The 14,652-nt window shown below is 65.8% G+C and carries 10 protein-coding genes and 1 pseudogene; 8 read left to right on the top strand and 3 right to left on the bottom strand.

Going from position 1 to position 14,652, the window contains the following annotated elements; translation table 11 throughout:
* Nucleotides 1–9 precede the first annotated feature (9 nt).
* Together ACVILH_RS25575 and ACVILH_RS25570 are read left to right on the top strand one after the other, a co-directional pair.
* Entirely contained in the window at nt 10–3,699 is a 3,690-nt protein-coding gene (locus tag ACVILH_RS25575) for a YhdP family protein (protein WP_456715356.1), read from the top strand.
* A gap of 339 nt (nt 3,700–4,038) precedes the next feature.
* On the top strand, nt 4,039–4,521 hold the full coding sequence (locus ACVILH_RS25570; protein WP_456715355.1) for an SH3 domain-containing protein: 483 nt from the start codon (nt 4,039–4,041) through the stop codon (nt 4,519–4,521).
* 100 nt (nt 4,522–4,621) lie between these two features.
* On the opposite strand, the gene tyrS is transcribed toward ACVILH_RS25570, so the two are convergent.
* Entirely contained in the window at nt 4,622–5,875 is a 1,254-nt protein-coding gene (gene tyrS, locus ACVILH_RS25565) for a tyrosine--tRNA ligase (protein WP_456715354.1), read from the bottom strand.
* Between the two features lie 197 nt (nt 5,876–6,072).
* Here tyrS and ACVILH_RS25560 point away from each other — a divergent pair, with 197 nt between their 5' ends.
* Nucleotides 6,073–7,176: an anhydro-N-acetylmuramic acid kinase gene (locus ACVILH_RS25560; RefSeq protein WP_456715353.1), complete on the top strand. Its 1,104-nt coding sequence runs from the start codon at nt 6,073–6,075 to the stop codon at nt 7,174–7,176.
* A gap of 81 nt (nt 7,177–7,257) precedes the next feature.
* Nucleotides 7,258–7,932, top strand: coding sequence for a glutathione S-transferase family protein (locus ACVILH_RS25555; RefSeq protein WP_456715352.1), 675 nt, complete (start codon nt 7,258–7,260; stop codon nt 7,930–7,932).
* Between the two features lie 346 nt (nt 7,933–8,278).
* Here ACVILH_RS25555 and ACVILH_RS25550 read toward each other — a convergent pair whose 3' ends face one another.
* Together ACVILH_RS25550 and ACVILH_RS25545 are read right to left on the bottom strand one after the other, a co-directional pair.
* Nucleotides 8,279–8,926 carry an alpha/beta hydrolase gene (locus tag ACVILH_RS25550; RefSeq protein ID WP_006614822.1) on the bottom strand — a complete coding sequence of 216 codons (648 nt, stop codon included), beginning with the start codon at nt 8,924–8,926 and terminating at the stop codon, nt 8,279–8,281.
* A 260-nt stretch (nt 8,927–9,186) separates the two neighbouring features.
* Nucleotides 9,187–10,176, bottom strand: a complete 990-nt coding sequence (locus ACVILH_RS25545; protein WP_456715351.1) for a LytTR family DNA-binding domain-containing protein — start codon at nt 10,174–10,176, stop codon at nt 9,187–9,189.
* Between the two features lie 251 nt (nt 10,177–10,427).
* Between ACVILH_RS25545 and ACVILH_RS25540 the strand changes: the two genes are divergently transcribed.
* From ACVILH_RS25540 to ACVILH_RS25525, 4 genes and pseudogenes are all read left to right on the top strand, one after another.
* Nucleotides 10,428–11,627, top strand: a complete 1,200-nt coding sequence (locus tag ACVILH_RS25540) for an acyltransferase family protein (RefSeq protein ID WP_456715350.1) — start codon at nt 10,428–10,430, stop codon at nt 11,625–11,627.
* A gap of 48 nt (nt 11,628–11,675) precedes the next feature.
* Nucleotides 11,676–12,840, top strand: a pseudogene (locus ACVILH_RS25535) (cysteine desulfurase family protein).
* Between the two features lie 83 nt (nt 12,841–12,923).
* Complete coding sequence (gene sufB / locus ACVILH_RS25530; protein WP_456715349.1) at nt 12,924–14,420, top strand: Fe-S cluster assembly protein SufB; 1,497 nt, start codon at nt 12,924–12,926, stop codon at nt 14,418–14,420.
* The gene (locus tag ACVILH_RS25525) at nt 14,420–14,650 is read left to right on the top strand and encodes a hypothetical protein (RefSeq protein ID WP_011926466.1); all 231 of its coding nucleotides are present in this window, start codon (nt 14,420–14,422) and stop codon (nt 14,648–14,650) included. Before sufB ends, ACVILH_RS25525 begins: the two co-directional genes overlap by 1 nt.
* Nucleotides 14,651–14,652: the final 2 nt, after the last annotated feature.

Here is a 14,652-nt window from a genome sequence, read left to right as displayed (position 1 = left end):
CGAGAGGCAATGGCAAGACAGACATCACCCCAGCGGCCCCATCTGCAAGCGGACACCCAGGGCCAACAGTGGGATGAGGCCGACTGGGACGTCGCCGATCAGCATTTGTCCGATCATTACGAAGACGCCGCCGATCACGAGTCGCGCGCGCCTGCCGAGCCGGCCGCTTCAGGCAGGGTCGACGCGTTAGGTCCGCGCCGGTCGCGCCGCCGGTGGTTGCGGCGAACCGCGGCGTCCTGCTTCGTGCTGCTGCTGATCCTGGCGGTCGGCTTCGGCGGGTTGTGGTTGCGGCTCGGCGCCGGTCCGATCAGCCTCGATCTGGCGACGCCGTGGCTCGCGGCGGCGATCGAGGACAATATCGGGCACGGCAACACGGTCGAGGTGGGCGGCACGCAGATCGAGCGCGCGGGACGAATCCGGGTTGCGGTTCGCATTCGCGACATCGTGGTGCGCGACCAGGATCACGCCGTCGTCGCCAGCGCGCCCAAGGCCGAGGTGCGGCTGTCGGGCGCCGCGCTGCTGATGGGACAGTTGCGCGCCGAGAGCCTCAAGCTTGTCGACGCCGAGCTCGCCATCCGGATCACGCCCGACGGCACCGTCACGGTCTCGACCGGCGAGACCGCCAAGCCGCTGGCGACGGGCGTGGCCAGCAAGCGCGATGCCGGCCTGCCGCCGACCTTTCCGCGGCCGGGCCAGGCTCCCGCGCCGTCACCCGGTGCGCCCCAGGCCGCGTCGCCGCAGGCGCCGGCCAATCCAGCGGCTGTGCCGCCCGTGGTCCCCGCCAGCGCCCAGAGCGGCCTGCTGGCCGGGCTCGACTGGCTCGACAGCCTCAGCCTCACCGGGCTCGACGGCCAGAACCTGAACGAGATCGGCCTGAAGAATGGGGTGCTGACCGTCGACGATCAGCAGCGCGGCAACAAATGGACGTTCGAGAACATCAGCCTCAGCCTGCGCCGGCCCTCGGGCGGCGGAGTCGCGCTGAGCCTCGGCGAGGAGGGCGCCAAGCCGTGGTCGCTGCGCGTCCTGGTCGGGGCGCCGGCCAACGGCGTGCGCTCGATCGAGGTCAAGGCCGACAAGGTCTCGACCAGCAACATCCTGCTGGCGCTGCGGCTGAAGGACCTCACCTACATGGCGGACCTGCCGCTGACCGGTGAGGTCAAGGGCGAGCTCGCCCGCGACGGCCTGCCGACTTATCTGCGCGGCAAGATCAACATCGGCGCCGGCAGCATCATCGACACCGATACGCCGGATTATCCGATGGCGATCGATTCCGCCGAGCTGAACATGGAATGGGATGCCGGCCGCCGCGTGCTGGTCGCTCCGTTCAAGATCATCTCGGGCGCCAACCGCGTCACGCTCAACGCCAATCTCGAGCCGCCGAACGACGCGGTCAATGACTGGCGGCTGAACCTCAGCGGCGGCACGATCCTGCTCGGTGCGATCGCGAACGATGCGCCGCTGATCTTCAACCGCATCTCGATCAATGTCCGCTTCGACACCGAGGGCAAGCGCGTGCTGCTCACGCAGGCCGAGGTCTCGAACGGCGAGATCGGCGTCGCCGGCACCGGCAGCATCGACTATGCCGGCGAGCCCCGGCTCAAGCTCGGCTTCGCCGCAACGCCGATGCCGGCGCTCGCGATGAAGCGGCTGTGGCCGGCGCTGATCGTGCCCGAGGTGCGGGCCTGGATGATCGAGCGCATCGAGCGCGGCAACGTGCAGCGCATCGACATCGCGGTCAATTCGCCGACCCGCAATTTGCCGCGCAAGGGACCGCCGATTCCCGATGACGGCCTCGACGTCAACGTCGTCGCGACGAATGTGACGGTGCGTCCCGTCGACGGCCTGCCTGCGGTGCGCGACGCCGACATGAAGGCGCACGTCACCGGACGCACCGCGACGGTGACCGTGGGGCAGGGCGTCGCCGACACGCCCGCCGGGCGCAAGCTCAATTTCTCGGATGTCGTGTTCGAGGTGCCGGACATGGCGCCGAAGCCGTCGCCGTCAAAGGTGCGCATGCGCGTCGATGGTCCGGTCGCGGCCGCGGCCGAGATCCTCGCCTCCGACCGGCTGAGCGACATGTCGTCGATTCCGATCGATCCGGCGCAGACCAAGGGCACGTTCCAGGCGAACGTCAATCTGGCGATGCCGGTCAAGGGCGAGCTGACCAAGGCCGACACCAACTACACGGTCACGGCCGATCTCAACGGCTTCGCCGCCGACAAGCTGGTGATGAACCAGAAGCTCGAAGCCAACACGCTGAAGATCGTCGCGAACACGCAAGGCTACCAGGTTAAGGGCGACGTCAAGATCAACGGTCAGCCGGCGACGCTCGACTATCGCAAGCCGAGCGAGGGCGACGCCGACATCAAGATGCAGGCGATCCTTGATGATGCCAGCCGGGCGCGGCTCGGCATGGATCTGGGCACCGCGATCAGCGGCAACGTGCCGCTCAAGCTCAACGGCAAGATCGCGGGCTCGCCCGATCGCGACAGCCGGCTCGGCGTCGAGGCCGACCTGACCCAGCTCAAGCTTGACAACCTGCTGCCCGGCTGGGTGAAGAATCCGGGCAAGGCCGGCAAGGCGACATTCAACGTCGTGGCGAAGCAGCAATCGACGCGCTTCGAGGACATCAACATCGAAGGCGGCGGCGTCGCGATCAAGGGCTCGCTGGAGGTCGACCAGAATGGCGACCTGATGAATGCGAACTTCCCGACCTATTCGCCCTCGGAAGGCGACAAGACGCAGCTCAAGGCCGAGCGCGGTCAGGACGGCGTGCTCAAGCTGTCGATGCGCGGCGACGTGTTCGACGGCCGCGGCTTCCTGAAGACGGCGATCTCCGGCACCAACAAGGATGCCGACAAGAACAAGGCGCGCTCCAATCTCGATTTCGACGCCGAGGTCAAGCTCGGCGCGGTCGCCGGCTTCAACGGCGAGGCGCTGCGCAGCGTCGACGTCAAGCTGTCCCGGCGCGGCGGCGCCTTCAAGAGCTTCAACCTGACCGGCAAGGTCGGCCGCGACACGCCCGTCACCGCCGACATCCGCGTCGGCCGTGAGGCCCCCAGTGCCGATCCGCGCGCGCGCCGCCAGGGACGCGAGGTGATCTATCTCGTGACCAATGACGCCGGCGCGCTGCTGCGCTTTGCCGACACCTATTCGAAGATGTCGGGCGGCGAGCTCGAGCTCGCGATGGAGCCGCCGACGGCCGACTCCAGCCCCAAGGAAGGCTTGGCGATCGTTCGCAACTTCACTGTCAGAGGCGAGCAGGCGCTTGATCGCGCCGCGTCCGGCGCGACGCAGGGCGCTTCGCAAGGCATCGCCTTCACGATGCTGCGCGCAGAGTTCACGCGGCAGAACGGGCTGCTCTCGATCCGCGACGGCGTCGTCAAGGGACCGACGCTCGGCCTGACCATCGAAGGCAGCATCGACTACAACGTCAACCAGGTCCGCGCCTCCGGCACGATCGTGCCGCTGTACGGGCTGAACAACATGTTCAACCAGATCCCGATCGTCGGCCTGTTCCTGGGCGGCAGCAACGAGGGCCTGTTCGGCGTGACCTATGAGGTCGTCGGCACGCCGAGCCAGCCGGTGGTGCGCATCAATCCGATCTCGGCCATGCTGCCGGGCGTGACGCGCAAGATCATGGACTTCAACACCGGCAAGCAGCCATACCCGCCGGCCGAGCTGCCGCCGAACAACTGACAACCGCACGTCGCTTTGCGCGGCAGTGTTGTTCGCTGCCATCAGTCGTGAGGGAAACGAGGACGCCGGCGAGAGCCGGGGCTCGCTCATGACCTCATCGTGACATCGACAGGCTCATCGACGCCAGCTTACGCACTCCGTCGGTCAGCCTGTCGTAAGCCTGCCAGGGCAACAGGCTGGCATCTCATCGCGCGAATTCTGGTGAGAGTTTCAGCGGGCCGCGTTCCGGCCCGATCGGATGCCCTCGCAACCAGGCTGGTGGCATCCTGGATGTAACCGACGTTACGCGCTCGCCGATCGCCCGCGGCGATGGGCGGAGGATCGACAAGGAGTTGTTACGTGAAAGCCAAGTTGCTCTTTCAGACGGCCGCAGTGCTGATCGTCGTGGGCCTCGGCCACGAGGCCGGCGCAGCCGACCTCGGAGGCTATGCCGGAGTCAACCTGAATGTTCGGTCGGGACCGAGCGTGCGTTTCCCGGCGGTCGGAATCCTCGGAGCCGGTTCGTCGCTGACGATTCACGGCTGCCTGACCGGCTACAAATGGTGTGACGTCAGTGCCGCCGGACTTCGCGGCTGGGCGTCGGGCGCCCACATTCAGTTCGCTTACGAGACACGGCGCGTCTACGTTCCGGCCTATGCGCCGCGCGTCGAAATTCCGGTCTTGACGTTCCAGATCAATACCTACTGGCACGACCATTATCGCGAGCTGCCGCTGTACAGCGACTTGCCGCGATGGGTCGACTATCATTGGGAGGAGAGCGATCCGCCGCCCGGTTGGCGGGACAATTGGGATGACGACTATGTCGGTCACGAATATGAGTGACGTCGGTCAATAAAGCGCGCGGAGCTACGGCGCGTTGGTCATCATACGCCAAGGGCGCGCCGTCTGGCGCGCCCTTGCAAGCCGGCAAAAGCGAATGCGGCTATGCAGGCTTGAGCAGCACGTGACGCTTCTTGCCCAGCGAGAGCTTGATCACGCCCTCGCTGGTCAGATCCTTGGACGTCAGCGCCATCTTCTCGTCGGTGACCGCGACGTCGTTGACGCGCAGGCCGCCGCCCTTGATCTGGCGCCGTGCCTCACCGTTGGAGGCGACGAGGCCGGCCTTGACGAAGGCGTTGAGCACGCCGAGGCCGGCATCGAGCTCGCTCTTGGCGATCTCGACCGTCGGCAGGTTCTCCGCGATCGCGCCTTCCTCGAAGGTGCGGCGCGCGGTCTCGGCCGCGGTGCGCGCGGCCTCCTCGCCGTGCAGCAGCGTGGTCGCCGCATCCGCCAGCGCCTTCTTGGCCTCGTTGATCTCGGCGCCCTGAAGCGCTCCGAGCTTCTCGATCTCGGCCAGCGGCAGGGTCGTGAACAGCTTGAGGAACTTGACGACGTCGGCGTCCTCGGTGTTGCGCCAGTACTGCCAGAAATCATACGGGCTGCACTGGTCGGCGTTGAGCCAGATCGCGCCCTGTGCGGTCTTGCCCATCTTGGCGCCGGAGGCGGTGGTGAGCAGCGGCGTGGTCAGCGCGAACAGTTGCTCGGTGCCCATGCGGCGACCGAGCTCGACGCCGTTGACGATGTTGCCCCACTGATCTGAGCCGCCCATCTGCAGCCGGCAGCCGGTGCGGCGCGACAGCTCGACGAAATCGTAGGCCTGGCAGACCATGTAGTTGAACTCGATGAAGCTCATCTCCTGCTCGCGCTCGAGGCGCAGCCGGACGGAGTCCATGGTCAGCATGCGGTTGACCGAGAAGTGACGGCCGATGTCGCGCAGCATCTCGATCCAATTGAGCTTGGTCAGCCATTCGGCATTGTCGAGCATGATGGCGTCGGTGGCGCCGTCGCCATAGCGCAGCACCTTGGCGAACACGCCGCGGATGGACGCCTTGTTGGCCTCGATCTCCTCGACCGTGCGCATCGCCCGCGTCTCGTCCTTGCCGGAGGGGTCGCCCACCATGGTGGTGCCGCCGCCCATCAGGGTGATCGGCTTGTTCCCGGTCTGCTGCAGCCAGTACAGCATCATCATGGTCAGGAAGTTGCCGATGTGCAGCGAGCGCGCGGTGCAGTCATAGCCGACATAGGCGGTGGCCTGGCCCTTGGCGGCGAGCGCATCGAGGCCCTCGAAATCGGAGCACTGATGAATGAACCCGCGGCTCTGCAGCACGTTCAGGAAATCAGACTTGAAGCCAGTCATGGTCGGCGGACTCTGAGCTTTTGTTTACGGTATTGGCCTGATATCGCGGCCGCCTGCAGGAGGGCGGCTGCCGCCTCTCCAGGCGTTGTGGCATTATAGGACGCGCCCGGCTTGTACAAGGTCATGTGCAGGACGCCTGCGGGACCTCAAATCAGCCGCACTTCCGGGCGAGGCCAGGATTTTCAGGTTCGACTGCAATGATTCTGACCGCACTTGGCCTTATGAGTGGCACCTCGCTGGACGGGGTGGATGTGGCCTTGATCGAGACCGACGGGCGGCAGATCAAGAGCCTTGGTCCGTCCGGCTATCGGCCCTACGGCCCTGCGGAGCGCAGCCTGCTGCGCGAGGCGCTCGCCGATGCCGTGCAGATCGAGCGGCGCGAGGCGCGCCCGGGACGCGTGCGCGACGCCGAGCAGGCCGTGACATTGGCGCATGCCGAGGCGATCGCGGCGTTCCTCTCCCAGCACCGGCTCAAGCCTGAGGATATCGACATCATCGGCTTCCACGGTCAGACCGTGCTGCACCGGCCGGAGCGGCGCCTGACGGTGCAGATCGGCGACGCGTCCGCGCTCGCCAAATCCGTCCACATCCCGGTGATGCATGACTTTCGCGCAGCCGACGTCGATTTCGGCGGGCAGGGCGCGCCGTTCGTGCCAGTCTATCACCGCGCGCTGGCGCAATCGCTGTCGCGCGAGGGTCCGATCGCGGTGGTCAATATCGGCGGCGTTTCCAACGTCACCTATATCGACGGCGAGGAGGTGCTGATCGCCTGCGACACCGGTCCGGGCAATGCGCTGCTCGACGACTTCATGCATCGCATGACCGGCCAGGCGTTCGACCAGGATGGCCGGGTGGCGGAGCAGGGCACGTCGGACGAGGCGTGGATCGCGAGCGCGCTGGCGTTGCCGTTCTTCGCGCTGCCGCCGCCGAAATCGCTCGACCGCAACGACTTCGCGGCGCTGAAGCTTGGCGATGTGACCGCGGCGGATGGCGCGGCCACGCTGACGGCGTTCACGGCGGCCGCCATCGCCCGCATCGTGCCGCTGCTGCCGAAGCCGCCGGCGAGCTGGATCGTGTGCGGCGGCGGCGCCCGCAACCACACCATGATGCGGATGCTGCGCCAGCGTCTCGCGCCAGCGAGCGTCGAATCGGCGGATGCGCTCGGCTGGTCGGCCGATGCGATCGAGGCCCAGGCGTTCGGCTTTCTGGCCGTCCGCGGCATGAAGGGCCTGCCGCTGAGCTATCCGACCACGACGGGCGTGCCGTTCCCAATGACCGGCGGGGTGATCGCGCGGCCCTGATCGATGCAGATGCATCCACCTTGACAGGTTCATGCAAATGCATTTAGTTTGATGCATCTGCATCAAACTGCCGAGGATGTCATGCCGGTCCTGAAGCTGATCAGCCATACGCTCTGCCCCTATGTGCAGCGCGCGGTCATCGCGCTCACCGAGAAGGGCATCGCCTTCGAGCGGATCGACATCGATCTCGCCAACAAGCCCGACTGGTTCTTGAAGCTCTCGCCGCTCGGCAAGGTGCCGGTGCTGGTGGTGCCCACGCCGCAAGGCGAGGTGGCGCTGTTCGAGAGCAGCGTGATCTGCGAGTACATCGAGGAGACGCAAGCGGTAGTGAAGCTACATCCCGAGGACGCGCTGGCGCGGGCGCAGCATCGCGCGTGGATGGAGTTCGGCTCGGCGATATCAGGCGATCTCTGGGGCCTGGAGACGACGCAGGACGCCGCTGTGTTCGCGGCCAAGCGCGAGGCCCTGACGGCCAAGTTCGCGCGGGTCGAGGACGCGCTGGGCGAGGGGCCGTATTTTGCGGGTGCGCAGTTCGGTTTGGTCGATGCGGTGTTCGCGCCGATCTTCCGCTACTTCGATGTGTTCGACGCGTATGGCGATCTCGGCATCTTCGCAGCCACGCCGAAGGTTCGCGCCTGGCGTGCTCAGCTGGCGCAGCGGCCGAGCGTCGCGGCCGCGGTCAGCAACGACTATCCGCAGCTACTCCGCGCATTCCTTGCGCGGCACGATGCTTATTTGTTGAAGCAGGCGGCGTAGGTCGAGCGTGGGACTGTTAGTTACAGCGCCCTCTCCCCTTGCGGGAGAGGGCATCGCCGTCCTGTCCACGTGTGCGGTTGGGTGAGGGGTATCTCTCGGCAAACGGCGCTCGCGGAGAGATACCCCTCACCGAACCGAGCTTGTTGCGCTTTCCTACATGCCCTCTCCCGCAAGGGGAGAGGGCGCATTCATTTGCAGATCGTAGGGTGGGCAAAGCCGCAGGCGTGCCCACCTTTGTCTCCGAACTCGCCGATGAAGTTGGTGGGCACGGCGCGTTGGCGACCAGCCGTGTTGACGGAGCGTCGAACGCGCCTTTGCCCACCCTACAGAAGCAAGGCTCGTAGCCTCAGCGGACGTTAGCCAGGCGCATGTCCAGATACGCCGTGATGGTCTCCATCAGCGGCTCGAGCTTGCCGTCGAAGAAGTGGTTGGCGCCGGGGATGACCTGCTGGTCGATCACGATGCCCTTCTGCGTCTTCAGCTTCTCGACCAGGGTGTTGACGTCCTTCGGCGGCACCACCGCGTCCTTCTCGCCGTGCACGATCAGGCCCGAGGACGGGCAGGGCGCCAGGAACGAGAAGTCGTAGAGGTTGGCCGGCGGGGCGATCGAGATGAAGCCCTCGACCTCGGGACGGCGCATCAGGAGCTGCATGCCGATCCAGGCGCCGAACGAGAAGCCGGCCACCCAGCAGGCGCGCGCCTCGGGGTTGATGGTCTGCGCCCAGTCGAGCGCCGAAGCTGCATCCGACAGCTCGCCGGTGCCGTGGTCGAACGAGCCCTGGCTGCGGCCGACCCCGCGGAAATTGAAGCGCAGCACCGAGAAGCCGCGATGCGCGAAAGCGTAGTAGCACTGGTACACGATCTGATGGTTCATCGTGCCATGGAACTGCGGATGCGGATGCAGGATCATCGCGATCGGCGCGTTCTTCTGCTTCGCCGGATGGTAACGGCCTTCGAGGCGGCCGGCCGGACCGTTGAAGATGACTTCAGGCATCAGAGAATCCTTGGCAGAGCATCGACCGACTTCGTCCGTGCTTCATCTTGCGCCTCGCCGAGGAGATCAGCAGGGGACATCTGCAGGAAAAGTGGTGATCGAGCACCGTCCGTTCGCTTCGACGGAGCGGTGCTGGCGTGACTGGAAGTTGGCCTTCTAGCATGGAGCGCGGGGCAAAAAGCAAGGATTTTCAACGCCCGGCGGTGGGGAGACAGGCTTCGAGCCCACGTCGTCGGCGCGCGGCGGGCTTGCCTGCGAGATCAGCCCGTTCGCTCCGGATCTCCGTGCAGCTGGTTGAAAGTCTTGGAATTTTCCGTCTCCGTCGAAGCGGCGACGGGGCTCGGTGCGGACGTCTGCTCCAGTTGCATCACGGCGCTGCGATAGCGGCGGCTGCCTTGGATGGACTGTCCGGTGTCGAAGGTCAGGCTGAAATCGCCTGATGGCAGCACCGAGAGCGCGGTCACCCGCGCCGTATTGGCCAGCCGGCCGCGGTGAATGCGAGCGAGGCCGAAACGAGCGAGCTCGATTTCGGCAGCCGACAGCGTCCCGCGGATCAAGTGCTGGCGGCCGCCCGCCATGGTGTACTCGACATAGTTGCCGGCGGAGGCGACCCACAGGATCTCCGCCGGCGCAATCCGGATCCGGCTGGTGCCATCACGCAGCCAGAGCGCGGCCGGGACAGCCGTGTCGTCCTCCCGCTGCGGGGACGGGCTCCGGGTACTGCCGGCGTGGTAGCCGTCCCAGAGCCAGAGCGTGGTGCTGATCAGCAGCACCGTCATGATGTCCTTCCTGAACTCGTACAGCACCGTCGGCCAGGAGAGATTGAAATCGTAGCTGCCGCCCGCAGTCCAGATCAGCAGCTTGCGCAACGCCACCATGCCGAGCATGTGCAGCGCGGAGAAAGCGAGGAGGGCTGCCGCGGCGAGGATCACGCGACGTCCGACTCCGGATGAGCCGCGAATCGACCGGACGGTCGCCACCACCAGGGGCGTCAGCAGAATGACGAACAGGATGCTCGTCAACTCGAACAGCAGCGGCTTGTCGATATCGTAGGCGGCGCCCCGCCGGGCGGCATCATGGGCAGTTGAGAAGGCGTTGATGATGCCGATGCCCACGGACAGCGCGGCTGTCGTCGCATAGAAGGTCCTGTCGTTCGGACGCAGGATCAGATCAGTCATCTTCCTCATGGCATCGCACCCGCCATTCTCCAGGCAGGCGAGGATACCACCATGTCGCCAGGTCGGCAGCATAGGGGCTCGCCGCGTCCCCGGCCGCCGACAGGCCGTCTCGCGATCACGGCAATCGCCTCGAATATCACCCAATCACCGCTGATCCCGCGACGACCACCGCTCGTCCCCGGTGGCGGCAATTCATCCCTCGGGCCGGCGGCTGATCCCAAGCCGGCTCGACTCTGGTCGCTTGGCTTGCAGATTGCGTGGACATCTCAACGCAGAGCCGGCGCGACGATCACCCGCGCGTCCGGCCGAGGAAGGCGGTCATCATGTCGGCATCCCAACCCTATTCCCCCTCGCAACGGCGCATCGATCTCGACTGGGTCCGGATTAGCGCTTTCGGCCTGCTGATCCTCTACCATGTCGGCATGCTCTACGTATCCTGGGGCTTCCACATCAAGAGCGAGCATCGGCTGGTCTGGCTGGAGCCAGTGATGCTGCTGGTCAACCCGTGGCGGTTGTCGCTGCTGTTTCTGGTCTCGGGCGTGGCGACCCGCTTCATGCTCGGCAAATACGAGCCAATGGCATTGCTCCGCGCGCGCTCGGCGCGGCTGCTCATTCCGCTCGTCTTCGGCATGCTGGTGATCGTGCCGCCGCAGTCCTATGCGCAGGTCGTCGAGAGCGTCGGCTATTCCGGCGGGTTTCTCGACTTCTATCTGCGGCACTATCTCAGCTTCTCCGTGCAGTTCTGCCCGGGGCCTTGCATCATGTTGCCGACCTGGAACCATCTCTGGTTCGTGCTCTATCTCTGGGTCTACACCGCGTCCGTGATCGGCGTGCTGGCCATCTGGCCTGCGCTGCCGGAGCGGCTCGGCGCGCAGCTTGGCGCCGTGCTCCGCGGGCCTTGGCTGTTGATCCTGCCGTGCCTGCTCTTCGTCACTTGGCGAGTGTCTCTGTTCCCGCTGTTTCCGGCGACGCATGCGCTGGTCGGCGACTGGTACGATCACGCGGACTATGCGACGGCCTTCCTGATCGGCTTCCTGCTGGCGAGGGATGAGACTGTGTGGGTCACCTTGGAGCGCTGGCGCTGGGGCGCGCTGGCGGCCGGGGCCGCCGTCTTCACGGTCTTCCTCTCGATCCGTGCAGGCTTCGGCATGGGCCTCGCGCCGGTGCCGACGCTCAAGACGATCGTCGGCGTCGCCTATGGCTGCTATCAATGGCTGGCGATGGCCGCGGTGCTCGGGATGGCGCGGCGCCTCATCTCGGCCGATGGCCCGGTTCGCCGCTATCTGACGGATGCGATGTTTCCCTATTATATCGTGCATCAGACCGCGATCATCATGATCGCGCATGCTCTGCAGGGCAGCGGCCTCTCGGCCGGGCTGGAAGCCGGCGTCATCATCGCGGGCACCGTTGCCGCCTGCGTGGTCACCTACGAGATCGCGCGGCGGGTCAGTTGGCTGCGGCCGCTGTTCGGGTTGCGGATGGGGACGAACGCGCCGGTGAAGGCGGTTCAGCAGCCCGCCTGAGGTGTGCGGTTCCGATTGGCGCGGTCTTGCAAGATGGTATGAGAGGCCATGCCGGATCGCGTCTATCTCGACTGGAATGCCACTACGCCGCTGCGCCCCGAGGCGCGCGCGGCCATGCTCGTTGCGTTCGACCTCGTCGGCAATCCGTCGTCGGTGCACGATGAAGGCCGCAAGGCGCGGCGGGTGATGGAGGAGGCCCGCGCGGCGATCGCCCGCGGCCTCGGCACGGTGGCGCGCCGCGTTGTGTTCACCTCCGGCGGGGACAGAGGCCAATACGCTGGCCTTGAGCCCGGGGCTGAAGGCCCCGGCCGGAGCGGTGGAGCGGTTGCTGGTCTCGGCGGTCGAGCATGCCTCGGTGCTATCTGGCGGCCGGTTTGCGCCGGCGGTGGTGCAGACGATTCCGGTCGATCGGTCCGGCGTGGTCGATCTCGGCCGACTCGAAGCCATGCTGGCCGGCGGTCCGCCGGCGCTGGTCTCGGTGATGGCGGCCAACAACGAGACCGGCGCGCTTCAGCCGGTTTCGCAAGTCGCTGAGATCGTCAGCCAAGCCGGCGGCCTGCTGCATGTCGACGCGATCCAGGCGTTCGGCAAAATACCCCTCGATATCAACCAGATGGGCGCAAATCTTGTGACCGTCTCTGCGCACAAGATCGGCGGCCCCAAGGGGATCGGCGCGCTGGTGCTGGGCGCCGCGGTCGAGGACGTCATCCCGGTCCTGAGGGGCGGCGGACAGGAGCGGGGGCGCCGCGCCGGAACCGAGAATCTGGCCGGAATTGCCGGCTTCGGCGCCGCGGCGGGCGCGGCTCTGGCGGTCATGGAGGCGGATCTGCCCCGGATCACGGCGCTTCGCGACCGTCTGGAGAGCGGCCTGCGCCAGACGTCGGGCGTTACGGTCTTTTCATCCGATGCGCCGCGGCTGCCCAATACCACGCTGTTCACGGCACCCGGTCTGAAAGCCGAGACCGCCGTGATCGGCTTCGATCTCGAAGGTATGGCGGTATCTTCCGGCTCCGCCTGCTCCTCGGGCAAGGTCCAGCCGTCCCACGTCCTGGAGGCGATGGGCGCCAGTTCCGCCGTCGCGGAGGGAGCGGTGCGTCTCAGTCTGGGCTGGTCCACCACCCCTGCGGAGGTCGATCGGGCCGTCGAGGCTTGGCGAAAGCTGTCGATGACCCTACTTAAAGGACGTGACGAAACAGCGCTTGAGCGATTCTAAGGGCGTGATTTCGTCTGCGAAACGTCGTAAGACGGTTCCAGAGATGTCCACCGCGGTCCTTGAAACCGCGAGCGGAGGATGGAATGCCAGCCGTACAAGAGACGGTCGACCGCGTCAGGCGGATCGACGTTGACCAATATCGCTATGGGTTCGAGACTGTCATCGAATCCGAGAAGGCCCCCAAGGGCCTCTCCGAAGACACGATCCGCTTCATCTCGGGCAAGAAGAACGAGCCCGCCTGGATGCTCGAATGGCGCCTGGAGGCCTATCGCCGCTGGCTGACCATGCAGGCGCCGACCTGGGCGCGCGTCGACTACCCCAAGATCGACTTCCAGGATCTGTATTACTACGCCGCGCCGAAGCCGAAGAAGCAGCTCTCCTCGATCGACGAGATCGATCCGGAGATCCTGAAGACCTACGAGAAGCTCGGCATTCCCCTGCGCGAGGTCGCGATTCTCGAGGGCGTGGAGCCCAAGCCCGGCGCCGGCAGCCCGGAGACGCGCAAGATCGCGGTCGATGCCGTATTCGATTCGGTGTCGGTGGCGACGACGTTCAAGGAGGAGCTGAAGAAGGCCGGCGTGATCTTCATGCCGATCTCGGAGGCGATCCGCGAATATCCCGAGCTGGTGCAGAAATATCTCGGCAGTGTGGTGCCGACCTCGGACAACTTCTACGCCACTCTGAACTCGGCGGTGTTCTCCGACGGCTCGTTCGTCTACGTGCCGCCGGGCGTGCGCTGCCCGATGGAGCTGTCGACCTATTTCCGCATCAACGAGCGCAACACCGGCCAGTTCGAGCGCACGCTGATCATCGCCGACAAGGGCGCCTATGTTAGCTATCTCGAAGGCTGCACGGCGCCGCAGCGCGACGAGAACCAGTTGCACGCCGCGGTCGTCGAGCTCGTCGCGATGGACGACGCCGAGATCAAGTACTCGACGGTGCAGAACTGGTATCCGGGCAACTCGGAAGGCAAGGGCGGCATCTACAACTTCGTCACCAAGCGTGGCGACTGCCGCGGCGCCAACTCCAAGATTTCCTGGACCCAGGTCGAGACGGGTTCGGCGATCACCTGGAAATATCCGAGCTGCATCCTGCGCGGCGACAATTCGCGCGGCGAGTTCTACTCGATCGCGATCTCGAACGGCTTCCAGCAGGTCGACTCAGGGACGAAGATGATTCATCTCGGCAAGAACACGTCGAGCCGCATCATCTCCAAGGGCATCGCAGCGGGTAAGTCGCAGAACACCTATCGCGGCCTGGTGACGGCGCATCGCAAGGCCACCGGCGCGCGCAACTTCACCGCCTGCGATTCGCTTCTGATCGGCGACAAATGCGGCGCGCACACCGTGCCCTACATCGAGGCGAAGAATTCCTCGGCGACCTTCGAGCATGAGGCGACCACGTCCAAGATCTCCGAGGACGTGCTGTTCTACTGCATCCAGCGCGGTCTTTCGCAGGAAGAGGCGGTCGGGCTCGTCGTCAACGGCTTCGTCAAGGACGTGCTGCAGCAGCTGCCGATGGAGTTCGCCGTCGAGGCGCAGAAGCTGATCTCGATCTCCCTGGAGGGGAGCGTGGGCTGATGGTCGAACCCGACAATCTTGTTCTCGAACATCTCCGGGCGATCCGCTCGGACATGAGCAAGATGGCGGATTGGATGCAGACCCTCAGCGTCGAAATGACGGCGATCCGCCAGCACCTCGCAGGGGTCGTGACCATCCAAGATCACGACCACCAGGATATCGCAGCAATCAAAGTTCGGCTCGACCGCATCGAAAAGCGTCTGGAGCTGATTGACCAGGATCAGGACTGACC

It is taken from the genome of Bradyrhizobium sp. USDA 4353 (assembly GCF_054063215.1).
Note: the sequence above shows the minus strand (reverse complement) of the source record. Positions and strands in the feature narration are given on the sequence as shown.

Excerpts from the sequence above, each read along its gene's own strand:
- ACVILH_RS25540 (WP_456715350.1), top strand. The coding sequence starts at position 10,428 with ATGTCGGCATCCCAACCCTATTCCCCCTCGCAACGGCGCATCGATCTC.
- sufB (WP_456715349.1), top strand. The coding sequence starts at position 12,924 with ATGCCAGCCGTACAAGAGACGGTCGACCGCGTCAGGCGGATCGACGTT.
- ACVILH_RS25560 (WP_456715353.1), top strand. The coding sequence starts at position 6,073 with ATGATTCTGACCGCACTTGGCCTTATGAGTGGCACCTCGCTGGACGGG.
- ACVILH_RS25550 (WP_006614822.1), bottom strand. The coding sequence starts at position 8,926 with ATGCCTGAAGTCATCTTCAACGGTCCGGCCGGCCGCCTCGAAGGCCGT.
- ACVILH_RS25555 (WP_456715352.1), top strand. The coding sequence starts at position 7,258 with ATGCCGGTCCTGAAGCTGATCAGCCATACGCTCTGCCCCTATGTGCAG.
- ACVILH_RS25545 (WP_456715351.1), bottom strand. The coding sequence starts at position 10,176 with ATGCTGCCGACCTGGCGACATGGTGGTATCCTCGCCTGCCTGGAGAAT.
- tyrS (WP_456715354.1), bottom strand. The coding sequence starts at position 5,875 with ATGACTGGCTTCAAGTCTGATTTCCTGAACGTGCTGCAGAGCCGCGGG.
- ACVILH_RS25575 (WP_456715356.1), top strand. The coding sequence starts at position 10 with ATGGCAAGACAGACATCACCCCAGCGGCCCCATCTGCAAGCGGACACC.
- ACVILH_RS25525 (WP_011926466.1), top strand. The coding sequence starts at position 14,420 with ATGGTCGAACCCGACAATCTTGTTCTCGAACATCTCCGGGCGATCCGC.